This window comes from Paenibacillus chondroitinus NBRC 15376 (genome assembly GCF_004000765.1).
In the GTDB taxonomy this organism is placed as follows: domain Bacteria; phylum Bacillota; class Bacilli; order Paenibacillales; family NBRC-103111; genus Paenibacillus_E; species Paenibacillus_E chondroitinus.
The window spans coordinates 1-18540 of the sequence record NZ_BILW01000026.1 but is presented as its reverse complement, the minus strand read 5'-3'; the positions used below and the strand labels follow the sequence as shown (position 1 = coordinate 18540).

The 18540-nt window shown below is 49.8% G+C and carries 17 protein-coding genes; 8 read left to right on the top strand and 9 right to left on the bottom strand.

What is annotated here, in order from left to right; translation table 11 throughout:
• Nucleotides 1–11: 11 nt before the first annotated feature.
• Nucleotides 12–344, bottom strand: a complete 333-nt coding sequence (locus PCH02S_RS37050; RefSeq protein ID WP_407670122.1) for a DUF5658 family protein — start codon at nucleotides 342–344, stop codon at nucleotides 12–14.
• A gap of 217 nt (nucleotides 345–561) precedes the next feature.
• Here PCH02S_RS37050 and PCH02S_RS24065 point away from each other — a divergent pair, with 217 nt between their 5' ends.
• Nucleotides 562–783, top strand: a complete 222-nt coding sequence (locus tag PCH02S_RS24065) for a hypothetical protein (protein ID WP_127456646.1) — start codon at nucleotides 562–564, stop codon at nucleotides 781–783.
• Between the two features lie 32 nt (nucleotides 784–815).
• Here the strand turns inward: PCH02S_RS24065 and PCH02S_RS24060 are convergent, their stop codons facing one another.
• Nucleotides 816–2372 (bottom strand): ABC-F family ATP-binding cassette domain-containing protein, encoded by a 1557-nt coding sequence (locus tag PCH02S_RS24060; protein WP_127456645.1) that lies wholly within the window; start codon nucleotides 2370–2372, stop codon nucleotides 816–818.
• Nucleotides 2373–2534: 162 nt separating this feature from the next.
• On the opposite strand from PCH02S_RS24060, the gene PCH02S_RS24055 reads away from it, so the two are divergent.
• From PCH02S_RS24055 to PCH02S_RS24045, 3 genes are read left to right on the top strand one after another with little or no spacing between them, the layout of a single operon-like run.
• Nucleotides 2535–4055 (top strand): spore germination protein, encoded by a 1521-nt coding sequence (locus PCH02S_RS24055; RefSeq protein WP_127456644.1) that lies wholly within the window; start codon nucleotides 2535–2537, stop codon nucleotides 4053–4055.
• Between the two features lie 31 nt (nucleotides 4056–4086).
• Nucleotides 4087–5295 (top strand): Ger(x)C family spore germination protein, encoded by a 1209-nt coding sequence (locus tag PCH02S_RS24050; RefSeq protein WP_127456643.1) that lies wholly within the window; start codon nucleotides 4087–4089, stop codon nucleotides 5293–5295.
• Between the two features lie 7 nt (nucleotides 5296–5302).
• On the top strand, nucleotides 5303–5536 hold the full coding sequence (locus PCH02S_RS24045; RefSeq protein ID WP_127456642.1) for a hypothetical protein: 234 nt from the start codon (nucleotides 5303–5305) through the stop codon (nucleotides 5534–5536).
• 17 nt (nucleotides 5537–5553) lie between these two features.
• Here the strand turns inward: PCH02S_RS24045 and PCH02S_RS24040 are convergent, their stop codons facing one another.
• The 6 genes from PCH02S_RS24040 to PCH02S_RS24015 form a co-directional block, all read right to left on the bottom strand.
• A complete protein-coding gene (locus tag PCH02S_RS24040) occupies nucleotides 5554–6657 on the bottom strand; it encodes a GerAB/ArcD/ProY family transporter (RefSeq protein ID WP_164819716.1) in 1104 nt (367 codons plus the stop codon).
• Between the two features lie 129 nt (nucleotides 6658–6786).
• A complete protein-coding gene (locus tag PCH02S_RS24035; RefSeq protein WP_127456640.1) occupies nucleotides 6787–8241 on the bottom strand; it encodes a stalk domain-containing protein in 1455 nt (484 codons plus the stop codon).
• 213 nt (nucleotides 8242–8454) lie between these two features.
• Nucleotides 8455–8961, bottom strand: coding sequence for an SRPBCC family protein (locus PCH02S_RS24030; RefSeq protein ID WP_127456639.1), 507 nt, complete (start codon nucleotides 8959–8961; stop codon nucleotides 8455–8457).
• Between the two features lie 75 nt (nucleotides 8962–9036).
• Entirely contained in the window at nucleotides 9037–9372 is a 336-nt protein-coding gene (locus PCH02S_RS24025; RefSeq protein WP_127456638.1) for an ArsR/SmtB family transcription factor, read from the bottom strand.
• A gap of 386 nt (nucleotides 9373–9758) precedes the next feature.
• Nucleotides 9759–10562 carry a DUF2935 domain-containing protein gene (locus PCH02S_RS24020; RefSeq protein WP_174806819.1) on the bottom strand — a complete coding sequence of 268 codons (804 nt, stop codon included), beginning with the start codon at nucleotides 10560–10562 and terminating at the stop codon, nucleotides 9759–9761.
• Between the two features lie 74 nt (nucleotides 10563–10636).
• A complete protein-coding gene (locus PCH02S_RS24015; protein ID WP_127456637.1) occupies nucleotides 10637–11524 on the bottom strand; it encodes an AraC family transcriptional regulator in 888 nt (295 codons plus the stop codon).
• Nucleotides 11525–11645: 121 nt separating this feature from the next.
• Between PCH02S_RS24015 and PCH02S_RS24010 the strand changes: the two genes are divergently transcribed.
• The 3 genes from PCH02S_RS24010 to PCH02S_RS24000 all read left to right on the top strand — a co-directional run bounded on the left by PCH02S_RS24010 (nucleotide 11646) and on the right by PCH02S_RS24000 (nucleotide 14349).
• Complete coding sequence (locus PCH02S_RS24010) at nucleotides 11646–12719, top strand: Gfo/Idh/MocA family protein (protein WP_127456636.1); 1074 nt, start codon at nucleotides 11646–11648, stop codon at nucleotides 12717–12719.
• A gap of 17 nt (nucleotides 12720–12736) precedes the next feature.
• The gene (locus PCH02S_RS24005; protein ID WP_127456635.1) at nucleotides 12737–13573 is read left to right on the top strand and encodes a sugar phosphate isomerase/epimerase family protein; all 837 of its coding nucleotides are present in this window, start codon (nucleotides 12737–12739) and stop codon (nucleotides 13571–13573) included.
• Between the two features lie 491 nt (nucleotides 13574–14064).
• On the top strand, nucleotides 14065–14349 hold the full coding sequence (locus PCH02S_RS24000; protein ID WP_127456634.1) for a hypothetical protein: 285 nt from the start codon (nucleotides 14065–14067) through the stop codon (nucleotides 14347–14349).
• 113 nt (nucleotides 14350–14462) lie between these two features.
• Here the strand turns inward: PCH02S_RS24000 and PCH02S_RS23995 are convergent, their stop codons facing one another.
• Entirely contained in the window at nucleotides 14463–16778 is a 2316-nt protein-coding gene (locus tag PCH02S_RS23995) for a helix-turn-helix domain-containing protein (RefSeq protein ID WP_127456633.1), read from the bottom strand.
• Between the two features lie 162 nt (nucleotides 16779–16940).
• Here PCH02S_RS23995 and PCH02S_RS23990 point away from each other — a divergent pair, with 162 nt between their 5' ends.
• Nucleotides 16941–18458 carry an extracellular solute-binding protein gene (locus PCH02S_RS23990; protein ID WP_127456632.1) on the top strand — a complete coding sequence of 506 codons (1518 nt, stop codon included), beginning with the start codon at nucleotides 16941–16943 and terminating at the stop codon, nucleotides 18456–18458.
• The last annotated feature ends 82 nt before the right edge of the window (nucleotides 18459–18540 follow it).

Genomic DNA, 18540 nt, shown 5'->3' with positions numbered 1-18540 from the left:
TTTCGCTGCCGCTAGTTGGTAGCAAGGTATGTGAGTCCATAGGATAACCAGACGAAGTGATACACATTAACGGCTCCGTAGATGATCACCGTGAGGGATAGGCAGGGCTTGACCCAGGAGCGTTTCCGGATATAAGGGTAGAAGGCCATGAGCAGCAAAGGAAGTATGAGCTTAAGGAAATAATATCCGGCGACATGCCATTCATATACACTTCGTATCAGAGGGTTCAGTTCTTCAATGAAAGACAGATGTAAGCCAATGTCTGTGAATATAGCATCACTTAAGCATAAGAATAGCAGCCAAAGGAGTAGTTTGCTCTGGAAGAAATGGCGGATGACAGGCATAGACTGGATGTCCTCGCTTTCGTCGCATGATTGTGTAAGCTTACATTAATGATACACTTTGTATCGCGCGAAAGCAACCTACGACTTGACCGGGATGTTAGCGCAAAATCAAGCGGAAAGCGGAGACGGAATTCCGCCTGTGGACTGATTATCCAGCGGCTGATCTCTTTTACAATGAATGCGAGATGTGGTGAGCGGTAACGGAGAGAGGGTGAGGATGCTGCGAAATGGGTTGAACAGGCGGGGGCACTTGATCTTCTTGCGTTGGACTTATTCGATACATCGTGCGCTGATCCTTGGGGTGAGCCGTTTCCTTCGCAGCGTACTTATTTGTCTGAGCTATATGCAATTAAGGATGATGAGCGGAGCTTGGCGGGTTCGGAAGCCATGGTGGCAGAAACGGAAGCGAAAGGATAAAAAAGAGGCCATCCTCAAGTAGAACAAGCTACTCGAAGACGGCCTTTTCGTCGATTAGAACACTTTCGTTGTCCAAGACTCGCAATTCCAAGTATCCGTCACCACATCACGGTAAAATTCCGGTTCGTGGGAAATCAGAAGAATACTGCCCTTGTAGGCTTGCAGCGCACGTTTGAGCTCATCCTTGGCATCTACGTCCAAATGGTTGGTCGGCTCATCGAGCACCAGTAAGTTCGTTTCGCGGTTGATCAGCTTGCAGAGACGGACTTTCGCCTTCTCGCCGCCGCTCAGAACAACAACTTTACTCTCAATGTGCTTCGTGGTGAGACCGCATTTAGCCAGCGCAGCACGCACCTCAAATTGCGTGAAAGAAGGGAACTCGTTCCATACTTCCTCGATACAAGTATTGTTGTTGGAGTCTTTGATTTCCTGCTGGAAGTAACCGATTTGCTGGTTATCGCCTTTTTGAACGGAGCCGGATACCGGCTGGATTTCGCCCAAAATACTCCGCAGCAACGTCGTTTTTCCGATCCCGTTGGCACCGACCAGGGCAATCTTCTGACCGCGTTCCATGCGCAGGTTAAGCGGTCTGGATAGCGGTTGATCGTAACCGATCACGAGATCCGTCGTTTCAAAAATAAGCTTGCCTGATGTGCGGCCCTCTTTGAAATTAAACTGCGGCTTCGGTTTCTCCTTTGCAATTTCAATAACTTCCATCTTGTCGAGTTTCTTTTGTCTGGACATCGCCATATTCCGCGTCGCCACGCTCGCTTTGTTACGTGCAACGAAATCCTTCAACTCGGAAATTTCTTGCTGTTGGCGTTTGTAAGCCGACTCAAGCTGCTGTTTCTTCATTTCGTGTACTTGCTGGAAATGCGTGTAATCTCCCACATAGCGATTTAAAGCTTGATTTTCCATGTGGTAGATCAAGTTGATTACGCTGTTCAGGAACGGGATATCGTGAGAAATCAGAATGAAGGCATTCTCATATTCTTGCAAATAACGTTTCAACCATTCGATATGCTGCTCATCCAAATAGTTGGTAGGCTCATCGAGGAGCAAAATGTCCGGTTTTTCCAGCAAAAGCTTCGCCAGAAGCACCTTCGTCCGTTGACCACCGCTCAAATCGTTCACATCTTTGTCTAGGCCAATATCAGTGAGGCCCAATCCGCGAGCGGTTTCTTCGATTTTGGCATCGATCATGTAAAAGTCTTGGTTCGTCAATGTATCCTGAATCGTACCGACATCCTCGAGCATCTGTTCAAGCTCTTCCGGCGTCACATCGCCCATCCGGCCGTACATGTCATTCATTTCTTGTTCCATGTCGAACAGATATTGGAAGGCTCCCTTCAGGACATCGCGGATGCTCATGCCTTTGCTCAGAACAGCATGTTGATCCAGGTAGCCAACGCGCATGCGCTTGGACCATTCCACCTTGCCATCATCCGGCTGAAGCTTGCCTGTAATGATGTTCATGAAAGTAGATTTACCTTCTCCGTTAGCGCCGATGAGTCCGATGTGCTCCCCTTTGAGCAGGCGGAACGAGACGTCGTTGAAGATGGCGCGGTCTCCAAAGCCGTGACTTAATCTTTCTACATTTAATATGCTCATGAAATGACACCTTTTCTTTTAAACTTTTTCTCGTTTTATTATAAGCGTTATAGGATGGAAAACTCAATGAATCAGCGAGCAAAAATGTGACTTGATGGGATACATAATGCATCCAAAATAAGGGAACGGTACAAATAGCTAAACCAAAAACAGGGTGATCCTATGTCTACGACTGCCGCTCCATCGCTAACCCCTCATCTGTCTGAAAATATAGCGCAGCTTGTCGAGATTCTGGGAGAGAGCAGCGATATTATAATTAGAGAGCTCGGCATCGGACGATCGGGCGAGCTGCCGATTGCCATTGTTTTCACGGATGGATTGGCTGACCATACTTTGATACATGATTTATTAGAATCTCTTATGCTGTTCACAGGGGACTTTCGGAACGCGGATGGAAGCCTGATAACGGATCTCCCAGGCGCTCTGGAACGATATATTATTTCGTTAGGCGGCGTGAGGAAAACCGAGCTGATGGAGGACCTGTACGATGCGATCCTATCCGGCGATGCCGCTATCATGCTGGATAACTGCCGCCTAGGGCTCATCGTCAGCACAAGAGGATGGGAGTCACGCGGAATTACAGAATCCAATGTGGAGGCTGTCGTCCGGGGGCCTCGCGAAAGCTTCACAGAAACGTTGCGTACCAATACGTCACTTATCCGGCGAAGAATCAAGCATCCTTCCCTTCGGATGGAGAGTCTCCGCGTCGGTCGGATATCCAAAACAGATGTTGCCTTCATGTATATCAAAGGGATTGCGGATGACAAAGTCGTGGACGAAGTCAGGAACCGCATTCAGCGGATTGACATAGATGCCATTATGGATACAGGTCAAATTGAAGAACTGATACAGGACGACACGTTTAGTCCCTTTCCAACGATCTATAACTCTGAACGGCCGGACACGATTGCTGCAGGCATTTTAGAGGGCCGTGTTTCTATTCTGGTGGACGGCTCACCGTTTGTTCTGCTAGTCCCCGTTATTTTTACTCAATTTCTGCAGTCCGCAGAAGATTACTACCAACGATCGGACTTTGGCGTCATTCGAATGCTGCGTTATGTGGCGATGCTGATCTCACTTTTGACACCATCCGTTTATATTGCCGTGACCACCTATCATCAAGAGATGCTTCCGACAACGCTGCTGCTCAGTCTGGCAACGCAGCGGGAAGGGGTTCCGTTCCCGGCGTTTATTGAAGCGCTGTTGATGGAAACAGCGTTTGAGATTTTGCGTGAGGCCGGCATTCGAATGCCAAGGATGGTCGGTTCCGCCATTTCCATTGTCGGGGCCTTGGTGCTTGGAGAAGCCGCTGTTCAAGCGGGCCTGGTATCTGCGGCGATGGTCATCGTTGTTTCGATCACGGCCATTGCAAGCTTCGTCATGCCCGCTTACTCCATCAGCATTCCGCTTCGCCTGCTGCGGTATCTGTTGATGTTTATTGCGGCTTCCTTTGGCATCTATGGCATCTTTCTGGGATGTATGTGCATCTTGTTTCATTTGTGCAGCCTTCGCTCATTCGGAGTTCCTTACATGTCCCCATTTGGCCCCTTTCATACAACAGACCAGAAGGATGCGATCTTTCGCTTGCCGCTCTGGGCTATGCAGCGCCGGCCATCATTAATCGGTAAAGGAACTAATCAGACTCGCATTAAAGATAGCAAGCCTAGGAAGCCAATCGATTAGCACGAATCAGAAGAAGGGGAGGGTTTTCCTGATGCGCAAGATGATACGGGTTACTCTCCTGCTCATCCTTCTATTAAGCATAACGACGGGGTGTTGGAACCGACAGGAATTAAATCAGCTCTCCTTTGTGATGGCGCTTGGCATAGATAAACATGATAACCAAATTGAATTAAGCGCCCAAGTGGCGAATGTCGGTGAAATCGGGATGGGCTCATCTTCAGAACGAGGGACGTCCGTTACGAACTTCCATGTCGTGTCGCCCACCTTATACGAGGCTCTTCGCAAGATGACGAGCCATGCCCCAAGGGAGCTATACCTTTCTCATTTGCGAATGTTAGTGATTAGTGAGGAGCTGGCAAGGGAAGGGGTAAGGGACGTGTTAGATTTCTTTATGCGTAATGAGCAAATGCGTCCTGATTATTTCGTTGCGATTGCCAAAGACGTACAGGCTAAAGAGATATTAAGCACATTGACTCCAACGGAGAAAATCCCGGCGAATAAGCTGTATTCCTCCTTAAAAACTTCCCAGAACCTTTGGGCGCCTACGATTGCCGTGCATATAGATGAATTTGTGGCCAATCTGGTTGCTCTCGGCAAAGAGCCTGTCTTGACAGGGCTTAAATCCAATGGGGAGTTAGCCGTCCTCAACAAAGATAATAAACTGAAGATGTCGGATGCTCCTGTCGGCCTGGTCTTTACCCAATTAGGTGTTTTTCGTGGGGACCGGTTAGTAGGCTGGCTGAATGAGCAAGAGAGCAAAGGCTACAATTACATAAGCGGAAATGTGAAAAGCACCGTTGGAGATGTGCTGTTGCCTGATGGCGGAGAAGCTTCCATCCATATTTTAAGAACAAAATCCAAAGTTACGGCAGCTATGAAAGAGGGAAAACCCGTATTCACCGTCAAGTTGCAAGTGGAAGGGGATATTGGTGAGGTCGAGGGAAGCATTGATTTAACGAAATCAGAATCGATTTATCTGTTGGAACAGGTTATGGAGAAAAAGCTGAAGGAAGGTTTGCAGGTTGCGGTTTCCAAAGCGCAAAAGCTTGAAGCAGACATTTTCGGCTTCGGTGAAATTTTACATAGATCAGACCCTGGTTCTTGGAAACGGATGAAAGCGGACTGGCCGAGTTATTTTGTAAAATCAGAGGTGATCGTACAAGTGGATGCCAAACTGCGTCGCACAGGGAAAGTAAGCAGCTCTTTCATTGAAGAACTAAAGAAAAAGACAAAGGAGTAGTTGACCCATGGCACTTCTTCCTTTCATCCTCCTGGCGGTTGCTGCCATCGTGCTCATTGAAGTCCCCAGAATGAGGAGAAAACGTCTGAAGAAGGAATTGTGGTCGTTTTCTGTTCTCCTTGTGCTCGGCACGGCGCTTTGCGTATCGAAAGCTTTGGGTTCGCATCTGCGAAGCCCGTTAGCGTACATATCGTATGTGTTTAAGCCTATGGGCGAACTCCTACTGAAGATGATCAGTTAATGAAAGAGCCGGATGGACTATGTCTCCGGCTTTTTCGGCATGCGGCGCAGCTTGGCAATCAGCAGCATGAGCAGCGGAAGCAGAAGAGTAACGGTCAGGGCGTAGGCAGGCCAAACTTTGTTCGTGAAAGTAAAGGAATAAGGGATATTGGGAATTAAAACATTAGCTAAAGGGACTGAAATAACGCCAATAGGGAGCACAAGCGGGCGGGTTTCTTTTAAACCTAGCAGCTGAGCTAGAATGAGAGTCGTAATATAAAAGTTGATGACCGTATAAAAATATTGCGTGACAAACCAGATAATCGCAATAATGGCCTCGGCGCGCTGTAGAAAATCGCCAATATTGATTTTTTGCGCCATATCATAAGTCGGATAGATGCTTCCCAAAGCTAAAGATACCCCTAAAACGGCAATATTCGTCATCGTGACGATCCATATCACAGTCCCGCCGATAACGGTTCCTAGATAATAAGCATTCTTCGCTTTGCTGACATTATTGGCATAAGGCAGCAGCATGAGAAAGTTGAAAACAGCTGTGAGCGGAAAACTGAGAAACTGGACGCTGCCTCGAATGGTCGGCTTAATCCCTTCCTCAAGAATAGGGAGAAAATTGGTGGGCTTCATCTGTGGAATCAGCATCAAAATAACAAGAAATAAAAACAGCAAGGTCCAAGGAAACAGAATTTCACTAACACGGCTAATGGTTTCGAGCCCCAGAATGACACTGAAGGCTACCATGATGACCGTAATGGAGATGATGACTTCAATTGGCGTTTTGGACAGCATTCTGGTCGCGAGAAAATCGCTGATTCCCCACAACGGGTACAAGGTGCTGATATAGACAAAAGATAATGCAGCCAAGGCCGCCAATTTTCCGAAGAAACGGCCTAAAATCTGCTCGCTGTACTGAGCAAAATTCAGGTTTGGAAATTTTCCACCGAGCGTGTTATAGAGAACAATGAGGAGCATGCCAGCGAGTAAGCCAACGATAATGGATAGCCAAGCATCCTGTTTGGCCATGAAAATAAGTTGGGGTGGCGAGTAAATAATCGCGTTTCCAATTGTATAAAGGCATAAAAGTACCCCGAATTGTCTGCTTGATATTTGGCCTTTTTCCAACATTCGAAAGTTCCTCCGATATTGTAGCATCTCAGTGATCTTTCCTATTTTTGCCTGATTGGGAAGGGTTAAACGTGGTGGGGATGGAAAAGACCTGAGGGATGTTTGCCCTCAGGTCTTATGGTGTCTTCCTTATGGCAGGCGCACGGATGCCCTGTACAAGCTGCTGTTCCAGTCCACTTTGCTATTCAGCGACTCCGCGACGAGGCGGAGCGGGACGTACATGCGGCTGTCCCCCATAATCTGGAGCGGGACCGGCACGGAGACCGACTTGCCGTTCACCGTCGCTGTGGAGCTCCCATCCTTCAGCTTCATCGTCACGCCTCCGCTCGTAATGGTTGCCGTCCGGGTTGCGGCGTCCCACTGAAAACCGGCATTCATCGCGGTGATGAAGGGACGGATCGGAACAACGGTCGTCTCATTGACGATGAAGCCGCTGTAGTCATACTCAGCCTGCCCGTTGATATCGATTTGCACCTTCGGCTTATCCAGCTTACGCACGACGAGTGCATTGCTCAGCTCGCGGCCGGGATAGGTCAGCATGGTGCCGTTGGCGTACAGACCGGAGCTGGACCCGCCGTCCATATTCATGGCTTCCTTCAGCCCAAGCTGAAGGGTGATGGCGGCGAGCTGGGAAAGCGTTGCGCTCGGCACGGTGCCCATCACGAGACGATCAGACCTGTCGATGCCGATGAAGCTGCGTGCCGCGGCAGATTGGGTCACCTTCGGGTCGGAGAAGCCGTCCCGCGTGACGTCGAGATCGACAGCGCCGCCGGTGACCAGCTTCGGCCCGACCCCGATCGCCGCGAGCCACGACTTAGCGTTCAGAGAGCTGCCGCCTTCGCCTTTGGCCAGCAGCTCCTTCGTGACACGATCGCCGACGTCCAGATTCGGCAGGAGGTGCTGCCGGTTGTTGGCGCTGCCCCCGACAAACAGCACGTAACCGCCGGCAGGAACCTGCACGGAATCGTTCGTGATGCGAGTGATGAGCCCGTCCTCGATGACGACCTTGGTCCCGTTCGGGAAGTTGATCCAGCTGCCAAAGTCCGGAGTATACCAGATCACTTGGTCGGTGCTGCCTTCGCCGTAATACTTGTTAACCCCCCAAGGGTTAATGGTATAAGTCCCGTTCCCTTCACTGACCCGCACGGCGATGTCGAGGTCCACGAACTGAATATTCGGCACTTTATCCCGATTCAGAATAAAGGTCTGATTTTCCCCGGAGTGAAGAGCTTCACCGGCTTCTACCATCGTCCCGTTCGGGTAGCGGATATAAGGATTAGACTCATAGGCATTGAAAAATGTGCCGTTAATCGCGGCAACGGCGCCTTCGCGCTCGGCGATCGCTTGTAATGGAGCGTCATGACCGATGCCTCCGTCAGCCAAGGCGGGAGCGAGCTCTAAAGTCGGGTCGGTCAAATCGACCGTAACGACACTTACGTTATAGGTCCTGCCCTGAGCGGTTATTTGCTTGGTCACGGCGTTCACCGAAGGGGAATATAGCGCGGACACCGGTGTTGCGCCGGCAAAAAGTGCAGCCGTCAGCAGAAGCGCCGCGCCGGGTTTCATGATTTTATGGCGAAACATGAGGTAGTCTCCTTTGGGTTCAGTCGAATGCTGCCGAAAAATATCCGGCTTCCTATATTATTCGGTTGAGATGGGCTTTTTTGTGACGCCTGGCGGACATTCCAGGAGGAGGGGATGGTTGGTAAAGCGGCAGGCGGAGGTGTGGGCAAAGGCGCCAACCAAAGGTGCAGGTAAAAGAAAAACACCGGCTCAGGTGAACCGGTGCATGGGGAATTAAGCAAGTTTCGCCAAGTACTCGTCGAGTTGATTGAAGGTACCTCCAAAGCCTTGTTCCATGTTCTCAATCATAGAAGTGTAGAAAGCAGCTTCTTCTTCGGTTGGGTTTACAGGGCCGCCGCTAATGGTGACAACCGTTTTACCATCTTGCTCTTCGAAGGTTACGATATTCAAAATTTCAAGCGGGAAAACCGGGCTGAACGGAGCACGGATCGTGTTCGCGTCCGCATCGGAGAACGAGTTCGTGTAAACAAGTTTATCTGAAGGGGAAACCTCGCTATATACAAATTTGCCCCACATTTGAAAGCCGTCCGGGGATTTCATGCTGAAATGGAACATGCCGCCGGGGCGAACATCACACGTGGATACTTCCAGTTGCATTCCTGTCGGTCCCCACCAGTGACTGAGATGTTCGGGCTTCGTCCAACATTGGAAGACGAGCTCACGAGGAGCGTTGAACGTGCGTGTAATAACTAGCGAGCGGGCGTTTGTAGTTTCGGACATGGGTGAGTACCTCCATAAATTTAAAATAGTATTGATCAGTAAGAGTAGCAGAAAAGCGGGACCCGCGGCGACAGTCTAAGGCTTGTCCTTAGAATTGCTTTCTTGGCTTTGCAGTTCTTGCAAATAGGCGTCCAAGCGGTCGAAGCTCTCATCCCATATACGGCGAAAAGACTTCACCCAGGCATCTAGCTCCTGGAGCGGCTGGGGCCGCAGCTTGTAGATCCGCCGGTTGGCGATCGGTTGAACCTCTACGATTCCGGCCTCGCTGAGGACGCGGAGATGTTTGGAAACCTGGGGTTGGTTAAGCCCAAGTCGATCGGCGATTTCCCCTACGGTGAGGGGGCCGTCACGCAAAAGTTCGACCATGTGTAAACGGTTGGGCTCGGCGAGAGCACTCATAGTCGAGTTCATACACTAAATATACTTGTAATGGAATATTCCTGTCAAGGAATATATAAAAACGTAGGAGACTGGAGTAGTATGGCCTGATGCGTGGCGGTTTATTTCGGCAAGGTCCGTGTGGGTGAAGGATGAGTAACGATCGAACGTGTGTGGGAACTACAGGGCCTTATTTAAGCCCGATGAGTCGGGGGTGGCAGTTTGGGGGAACTGGAGGGTCTTATTTCAGCTGATAAACAACAAAATGGCCTAATCATGGAGAAATAGAGGCCCATAGTTCCCTTTGATTGGAAAAATAGCTAGTTTGGCTGAAATAGAGGCCTGCAGTTCCCCTTCGCGGCAAATTTAAAAGGCCGCCAAGGTAAGGTATACCTACCTTCCATGGCGGCCGTATTATTTTAGGCACCTGGTTGTTTCCCCGTGAGCGCCACTTCAAAAGCATCAATGATAAACAAAAACCTCTCGGCCTCCCGAAACACGTGATCCGCGAGCAGCGGATGGATGATGCTTTTGATTTTGCAGGCCTCGATTAAATCCCTGGCCGTCTTCTTGAAGTCGCGGAGCGAGACGACGGAAACACGGTTCTGATCCAGGAATTGGTCCAGAAGCGGGTCTGTCTGCGATTGCGGCTTCATGCCGCTCAGGTCGATAGCTTGAAATAACAGCTGATCAAAATCGTGGCTGAAATTGCGGGCTTGCTCGACTAATTGACGCTCTGACGGGTCAAGCAGATGTCCGATGAACTTGGCATGATCCGCCATAATGCGCAGGAAGAAAACATTTTCATGAATAATCGCGTCAGGTAAAGGGTCCAGTCTTCCCGTGTTTAATTCCTCCAACCGATTCCTGAAATAGTTGGCTTCTCGGCTCGTATGATCAACAAGTAAGGGAAAGTTATTGCCCCCTGGCAGTTTGCATTGAATGATGAGTCCAAGAACTTTTCTTTTAAAAGCCCAAATGTGCGTTGCGGCTGAATGTGCTTCCAGGTTAAAACGCTGTATTTGCGAGGGATCCGTCGCTTCGGTATACGAATGGGCTCTAGCTTCAATTTGCTCAAAAATGCTGTAGAATTGATTCGCTTCCTGAATGAGCTGCGTATCTTCGCAGCGGAAACCCAGCTTCAGAAAAAGGGAATGTTCCTTCATAATTCGGGACCAGAACCGCACTTCTTCCAAAGAACGTGCTACAAACGCATTGGACAAGATCAGCACTCTCCTCGCACTCAAATATACTATGTTAAGTATAATCGCTCGGAGGTGAAGATAGACCACGTTGCTTACGTTACCCGGCGATGATGCTCCGCCTTGCGATAATCTTTGGGCACGATCCCTTTGCTTTCCCGGAAAATGCGGGAGAACGTCTTGTACGAGCCGTATCCAACCTCAAGCGCAATTTCCGTTACGCTCATCTCCGTGGACACAAGCAGACTGCAAGCATGACGCAAGCGCAGGTCGTGCAGGAAGTGGACGAACGTTTGGCCAGTCGTCTGTTTGATCACTTCAGAGATCCGCGAGGCGCTCATCGCGAACTTCGCAGCGAGGTCCGATAAGGCCAGCTCCTCCTGATAGTTGCGGTGAATATAATGAATGATAGGCCAAACGGAGTGATGCGTCTTCGTGCTGTGAAGCGGGATCGCCGCTGCCTCCGCAAGGGGAGCTTGCTTCCAACGATGGCGGTCGAAGCGGATGAGAATTTCTTTCAGCTTGCCTTTTAAAAGCGTCTGCCTGTATCGTTCAGTGCCGTTATATTCCTGATACATCTCCTCAAGGAGAGCGAGCATCTGTTGCTGATCTTGTCCATGCAGCTGGACATAGGCGGGCAAGGCCGTCATCTCACCCAAAAGCCCTGACAGACCGGGATCGCTCCCTGATTCCATCAACAAATCCATGCTGAACATGCAATTATACAGGACCAGATTTTGTCCGGGATCCGTAAAAATTTCATGCACCTGATAAGGCAGCACGAACGTGAACGTGCCCGCCCTCATCTCATGGTTGACATCATTAATGCTTTCCGACCCGGTACCCTCGATGACATAGGAGAACTCGAGGAAATCGTGGCGGTGTGCGCGAAAGCCGTGCCCCAGCGTATTTTTGCTGATATGAAAAGGGAAGGATGAGTGCATGTTTGGGTACGTTTTCAAATAGTCGGGAAAGTACGTCATACTCGGCTAATCTCCTTCGAAGAAATGGGACGTTTTCCGAAATATAGGTGCGTTTTTCTACTGCCTTTATTTTATCATAAAAGCAGGTCGTACAGGATGTACTTATGAGGAGGAACAGAACGTGGGAAGCAATAAAATTAGAATTGGTATTATTGGTGCCGGTAACATCGGCGGCGTGCATATACGCGAGTTTTCGAAATTGGCGGATTCCTGTGAAATTACAGAGATTACGGACGCTTATTTGCCTTTAGCGCAAGCAAAAGCTCAAGAATACGGCATTGCTCACGTAGCGGCTAGCCCTGAAGAGCTTATTCAAAGCAGTAATGTAGACGCTGTCATTATTGGTGTGCCTAACCAGCATCATGCTTCCCTTGCTGTGCAAGCTATTGAAGCCGGCAAACACGTGTTGATTGAAAAGCCGATGGGCATTAATGCAGCAGCAGCTAAACAGATTCTGAAAGCTAGCGAAGCTTCGGATAAAGTGGTCATGATCGGCCACCAAATGCGCTGGGAAGCTGTCCCGCAGTTGATCAAAGAGCAGGTTGAAGCAGGTGAGCTCGGGAAAATTTACACAGCCAAAACAGGCTGGTTCCGCCGCAAAGGGATTCCGGGCTGGGGCACATGGTTTACGAAAATGGACGAATCGGGCGGCGGCCCGTTGATTGATATTGGGGTTCACATGTTGGATCTTGCGCTCTACCTGATGGGTAATCCGAAGCCTGTCTCCGTCTTTGGTGCTACTTATGCCGAATTCGGCCCTCGCAAGAAGGGGATTGGTACATGGGGGACGCCTAACTGGAACGGCACGTATGATGTGGAAGATTTGGCTACAGCGCTCATCCGGATGGAAGACGGCAGCACCTTGACGTTGGAAGTTAGCTGGGCGGTTCATATGGACACGGATAACACGCCGTTCATTCATCTGATGGGCTCTGACGGCGGCGCAAGCTACAAGGGAGCATCCGGGAAACTGCTGACTGAGAAGTTCAATCGGGCTATCGAGACAGATTTGAAAAAGCCTGAGAATGACGAAGGAGAGCGCCTGCGTCTGAGCAGACATTTCCTTACGTGCATTCGGGAAGGCAAACAACCGATTACATCCGCTTTATCCGGCTACACAAACAATTTAATTCTTGATGCCATCTATGAATCTTCCCGGACAGGGAATGAAGTGAAACTAAACTGGGACATCTAAATCGGGAGGGAAACACGATGCTTAGAGGGTTAACGGGAGCAGGACTTGGCAAGCTGGAGAGCAATGAGCAGTTCATTGAGCTAGCGGCAAAATACGGCTTTGCAGCCGTCGATATCGACGCGCTTGCCCTAGTGGATAGCCATAGCGTAGACGGTGCGCGCGAGCTGCTGAACAAGCATGGCCTTGTTATTGGCTCCATCGGTCTACCGGTGGAATGGCGCGGATCCGAGGAGCGTTTCCGCGCTGACCTGCCGAAGCTGACTCAAGCAGCCGCAGCGGCGGCAGCGCTTGGCTGCACGAGCTGCTGCACGTACGTTCTGCCATCGACGGATCTGAATGCTGCGCATTTCATGGCGCTGGCTACGCGCAGATTGCGCACTTGCGCGCAAATCCTTGGCGCCTACGGCATCCGTCTTGGCCTAGAGTTCGTGGGGCCGCACCACCTGCGCACACGCTGGAAACATCCGTTCATCTGGACGCTCGAAGAGACGCTGGATTGGATTGATGCGATCGGCGAGAGCAACGTTGGTTTGCTGTTCGATGCGTACCACTGGTACACGAACGGGTTAACAGTAGCAGACATCGAGAAGCTGCGTCCTGAGCAGATCGTCCACGTCCACATCAACGACGCGCCGGACGTTCCGGTGGAGGAAGTGTTGGATAACGGACGTGTGTACCCAGGCGAAGGTGTGATCGACTTGGCAGGCTTCCTGCAAGGTCTAGCGAAAATCGGCTATAAAGGCGCTGTTTCGCAGGAGATTTTGATGGCTACGCCACCGACGGATTCCCCGGAGAGCTTGGCTCAGCGTTCCAAAGCGGGCTTTGATAAAGTTTATGCAGCGGCGGGGCTGTAAGCTTTTGCGTGGCGGCAAATAGCGGTAAGCGAGACGGCAGACTTTCGGCCCCGCAGCCTCTAGGCTCCAAGCCCTCAAGCCGGTCCGGCCGGTTTAACTGGAAAAACTACTGCTAATTGTACTAGAAATTACGGTTTGATTGAATAACGGGAAATTGTCCATCTAATTCCGGCGGAAATGCCTTCATATGCCTCGAACGGGGCATAATAACAGGAGAATTTCCAGATAAATGAAGATGGAATGGAAATAACTAGGAAATAGCTGGAGGAATTCTAGTTATTCTTCTTGCAGAGTGAGCCGGAGGACGTCATGTCCTCGGCTTTTTTCGCTTTTATAAGCCTGACAGTCTCACGAAATGCCAGAAAGATTGCCATTCGACAAAGGTTCCCATGAACGATCCACACAGTCCGACAACATTTTCAGGCATTCTCGTTTACTATGTTCCTGTTCTACTAAATATGCCTAAATCATAATGAAAAGGAGATAAGATCATGCAAATTAAAAAGAAGGATGACATTGGCTTGATTTTGGACAACTTTTCGTCGTATGCGAAGTGGGATCCTTCGGGCCAGAAACTATACCTTGTGTTCGCTGATAACAAGCGTGGGGGGCAGTGGACGCTGATGAACTACAACGATGATCGTTTCAGCGTACATGGTCGCGGTAAAGACTACTTGGATGAAAAAGAGGCGTTCTTTGAGGAACGCAACAGCGTTGTGTCGTTCTTATGGAACAACCGTGCGGCACTTAAGGCAGCTGTAGATCCAAGCGAGTAGAAAGCTGGACAGCCAGCTAGCTCACCTAGTTTAACGAAGAGGCAAAAGCCTCCGAAACCACCAACAACGGCTTGGTGGCTCCGGAGGCTTTTGGCGTTGGGTGCTGCTCGGGATTATAGAGCAGCGCCTTCTTTTTGCTTATCGCGGTATTGCCCCGGGGTAATCCCCTCTTGCTTGCGGAAGGACCGGATGAAGTTCTGCGAGTTGTTATAACGCAGCTTGGACGAGATATCCTTGATGGGCATATCCGTCTCCGACAGCCATTTCTTCGCCATGTTGAACCGGTAGGCGGACAAATAGTCGCTGAAGGAGCAATTCGTTTCTTTGCGGAAAATGCTGCTTAAATAATTCGCATTGTAATGCAGTCTGGATGCGCAGTCCTCCAGCGTGAGGTCGGTATCGTAATATTTTTGCACAAGATCGATAATTTTCTCTGAAATATTGTGATACTGCGCATCCTGGCGGTCGCGGTAGATGCGGATCAGCGGGTGGATGACCTCTGTCCAGAACCAATCTTCGATTTCCGCCGTCATATGCAAATTCAACAGCTCTTCGAAAAGCGAGCCCTTGTTCGGATGAATTTGATTCAAGGAAATGCCGGATTCCTGCATCACCATCAGCAGGTTGTTAAGCAGCCGAGCCAGCGGGATCTGATATTCCTGCGGCGAAAGCGGAGCGGCGAATACGGCTTGCAGGAGCTGTCGCAGCAGCTCTTTGGACTTATCCTTTTCGGCAACTTTGATGGCGTCCATCAATTCATTTTCGAGCGGCTTCGGATAGTTCAAATTCAAGAAATGTTTGCCCGAGTTAATATTCTCGTACTGAATAATGATCCCTTCGCCGAGCTTGATCCGATGCTTCAGAGCTTCCAGCCCTTCTTTGTAGGCGATCGACATTTGCGAAAAAGCATGGATGGGAAGGCTCATCCCGATGCTGACATGCAGATTCAAGTAGCTGAAGATGTGCTGCTGCATCTGCTCCGTCAGGGCGTAGACCTTATTGCGGAATGCGTCGGCTTCGCTGTCTGGGCTTCCAATCAAGGTCACCACCGTCTGATCGATAATGACCGGAGCGAGCCGCTGGTCGGAAGGGATGAGCTCCTCAATCATATTGTGCGCGGCGAAAAGCAGCAACTCCATGTCCCTTTTTTCATATCGGGTATTGTCGATAGAGTCGATTTGCAGGGTAATAACGGACATCGTTTTCCATTCGTCCATATGCTTCGTATAGCCGAATTGGGCTAATTTATCGGGCAGCTCGCTCGTTTTGATATGACCCTGGAACGCTTTGATCAAGAAGAAGGTCCGCACCTGGCCGATATGCTGATGAACCTCCCGTTCCAGCTGGGACTTGGATTGGAATAACGTATGGACGTGCTCGCTGATCATCTGGAACTCGTTAGCCTTCCGCTTCTGGTTCACGGTAACGAGGCCCCCGATTTGATTGAGCAGGAGCTGGATGGGCGAGTACATTTTGCGCGAACCGAGCCAAGCGAGCAGCATGGACAGAAGCAGCATCAGGATGCAAACATAGATCGTGTAGACTCTGATTTTGCGCGATTCCGTGGTCAAGCTGTCGATGGAGGTTAGGGACAAATAAGTCCAATTATTCAAGTTCGAGTGCAGGTAGCTCACAGAATAGCGCTTATCGCTGATATCCGCTGTGAATTGACCCGTAGGCGCCGTTAGATGGCTTAAGTCCTTCAGGCCGGCCTCCGCAATAGGTTTGCCAATCAGGCTGGCATCCGGATGCATGAGAATCTGGTTATGCTCGTCCATAATCAGTATATCTTCCAGATGTTTCGTATCGCTTTGAATCAGATCCTGCAGGGAACAAGCTGGAATGTTGGCCATCGCCAGGCCGTATTTCTCCAGTCCGGTGGTTGGCAGCTTTTTGACCAGTGAGATGCTGTAATCGCAAGTTACGCTCCGAGCATTCTCCTCCGTGAAAAACCATTTCGACGGGTTCAAAATCCAGGTGCTGTTCTCCTGCGTGTTCATCAGGTTCAGCAATTTATCGTAAAAGGGGTAGCCGTCAAAACGGTACAACCCCGAGTTCTTAATCATCCAGTTCTCGCGGGCATTGATCAAGATGACATCTTCGAGCTTCGTGTCAAAAGATTGCATATACCGGATTTCGCTGCGCAGATCGTCATACATCATGAAATCGTTTACAGTTAGCGGCATATCCATCGCCTTTTTGAGCACGGTGGAGTTGATGACCTGATTAAGTGTATGGTTGACAGTCGTTAATTTCTGCTCTACATTGGAGTTGATTTGGGTGATTAACTGCATTTTTCCTTCGTTGACATTTTTTTGGATCTCATTCGACGAGGTCATGAAGGCAAAAGCGCCGATAAAAATAACAGGGAGCGTGCTGAGCAAGAACCCGAATATGGTCATTTTGCTGAGAAAACTTAAATTGGGCATCGCAGCCAACACCTTATCTTAGGATGATCACTTCTGTATCTAAGTTCTGTATCTATGTATTGTAGTCAAGTCTGTCGTTAAGAGCAATAATCATCTGTCTGGCGGATAATCATTTTCTCTGATTATGACCGGAAAATGCTGCTGCACCAAGGGGGAAGGGTCATGAACACACAGGTAAACAGGAAAGTTTATAAGCGCGGTCGTCTCTTTATCTATGGCCTGCTGATGGTTGTTTTGATCAGTGGTTGCACGAAAGGAAGCACTACGGGAGCCAACGAGGCGAGCAGTGATCGCCCTGTTATTTCGATTATGGCACCGCTTCATTTTCCGCATCCGCCTATCCCCGAGCTCGTTCAGGAGATCGAAAAGCTTACGAATACGAAGCTGGAATTGAATTGGGTTCCGGATGGCATATACACCGATAAAATGAACACAGCCCTCACCACGAACTCGCTGAAAAAAGCAACCTACGTGAAATATACAGACTACATGTTGATGAAAAATTCGATCCGCTCCGGCGCCTTTTGGGATATCGGACCGTATTTGTCAGCTTATCCGAATTTGAAGCAGTTGAATAAGGAGATTTTGGGACAGGCGGCTGTCGATGGCAAAATCTATGGCTTGTATACCGAGCGGCCGTCTTCCCGGCAAGGGATTATCATTCGCGAGGACTGGCTGAACAATGTGAAGCTGGCCAAGCCGACGACGGTTGATGAGCTGTATCAAGTGTTAAAAGCTTTCACGTATGGCGATCCCGATCGCAACGGCAAGGATGATACCATCGGGCTAACGGACCGAAATGACTTGGTTTTCGGCGCTTTCAAAACGCTGAGCTCCTACTTCGGCACTCCGAATAACTGGGGCGTTGCGAATGGGAAGCTGGTGCCGGAGTTCGAAACGCAGGCTTATGTGGATACAATGAATTTCATGAGAAAGCTGTACGACGAAAAGCTTATTAACTCGGATTTTGCCGTTACCAGCAAAGAAGTTCAGCGCGATAAGCTGATTCGCGGCATCGCGGGCGTCTATATTGGCAGCATGCAGGATGTGCAGCGCCTTTCGGACGAGGTGCAGCTTGTGAACCCTTCGGCTAAATTCACCCTCGTGAATCATATCGAAGGACCAATGGGTTTTAAGATCTGGTCGATTCCGAACTACAGCGCGCTGTACCTGTTCTCCAAAAAAGCGATTCGCACGGAGGCGGAACTGAAGCAGGTGCTGCAATTTTTTGACCGGTCGATGGATAAAGATGTCGCCAACCTGATGAAGTATGGCTTGGAGGGACGTCATTACACCACCATTGGGGACAAAGTCCAGCTGCTGGAAGAGACATCCAAGATTCGCGTGAACGAAGTGAATGCGCTGTATGCGCTCATGATCGCGGACTTGAACAACCCGCAGGTGAAGCAGGTCGCGGAGAGCGAGTCCCTGTCACAGCTGGCGGATAAGCTCAGCTTGGACAACGAGAAATATATCGTTAAGGACCCGACACTGGGGTTAGAGTCGAAAACCTACGACGAGCGTGGCGTTGAACTGTACAAAGTCATCTCTGATGCGACGTACAACTATATGCTGGGGAAACTCGATAAAGCAGCCTTTGCGCAGGAGATTGAGCGCTGGAAGCGTAACGGCGGCGACCAGATTATTGGGGAGTACAATGAGGCATATTTGAAGAAGTGATAAATATCCCCCCGAGCCTCCCGCGAGCGAGCGTTCAAGGCCGTCTCAGGTCCGGGAAACCCGCCGAGTCATGCTGAGTGAG

Coding starts and splice junctions, on each gene's coding strand:
- PCH02S_RS24000 (WP_127456634.1), top strand. CDS start 14,065: ATGCAAATTAAAAAGAAGGATGACATTGGCTTGATTTTGGACAACTTT.
- PCH02S_RS24060 (WP_127456645.1), bottom strand. CDS start 2,372: ATGAGCATATTAAATGTAGAAAGATTAAGTCACGGCTTTGGAGACCGC.
- PCH02S_RS24040 (WP_164819716.1), bottom strand. CDS start 6,657: ATGTTGGAAAAAGGCCAAATATCAAGCAGACAATTCGGGGTACTTTTA.
- PCH02S_RS24045 (WP_127456642.1), top strand. CDS start 5,303: ATGGCACTTCTTCCTTTCATCCTCCTGGCGGTTGCTGCCATCGTGCTC.
- PCH02S_RS24065 (WP_127456646.1), top strand. CDS start 562: ATGCTGCGAAATGGGTTGAACAGGCGGGGGCACTTGATCTTCTTGCGT.
- PCH02S_RS24025 (WP_127456638.1), bottom strand. CDS start 9,372: ATGAACTCGACTATGAGTGCTCTCGCCGAGCCCAACCGTTTACACATG.
- PCH02S_RS23995 (WP_127456633.1), bottom strand. CDS start 16,778: ATGCCCAATTTAAGTTTTCTCAGCAAAATGACCATATTCGGGTTCTTG.
- PCH02S_RS24035 (WP_127456640.1), bottom strand. CDS start 8,241: ATGTTTCGCCATAAAATCATGAAACCCGGCGCGGCGCTTCTGCTGACG.
- PCH02S_RS24050 (WP_127456643.1), top strand. CDS start 4,087: ATGCGCAAGATGATACGGGTTACTCTCCTGCTCATCCTTCTATTAAGC.
- PCH02S_RS24030 (WP_127456639.1), bottom strand. CDS start 8,961: ATGTCCGAAACTACAAACGCCCGCTCGCTAGTTATTACACGCACGTTC.
- PCH02S_RS23990 (WP_127456632.1), top strand. CDS start 16,941: ATGAACACACAGGTAAACAGGAAAGTTTATAAGCGCGGTCGTCTCTTT.
- PCH02S_RS24015 (WP_127456637.1), bottom strand. CDS start 11,524: ATGACGTACTTTCCCGACTATTTGAAAACGTACCCAAACATGCACTCA.
- PCH02S_RS24005 (WP_127456635.1), top strand. CDS start 12,737: ATGCTTAGAGGGTTAACGGGAGCAGGACTTGGCAAGCTGGAGAGCAAT.
- PCH02S_RS37050 (WP_407670122.1), bottom strand. CDS start 344: ATGCCTGTCATCCGCCATTTCTTCCAGAGCAAACTACTCCTTTGGCTG.
- PCH02S_RS24055 (WP_127456644.1), top strand. CDS start 2,535: ATGTCTACGACTGCCGCTCCATCGCTAACCCCTCATCTGTCTGAAAAT.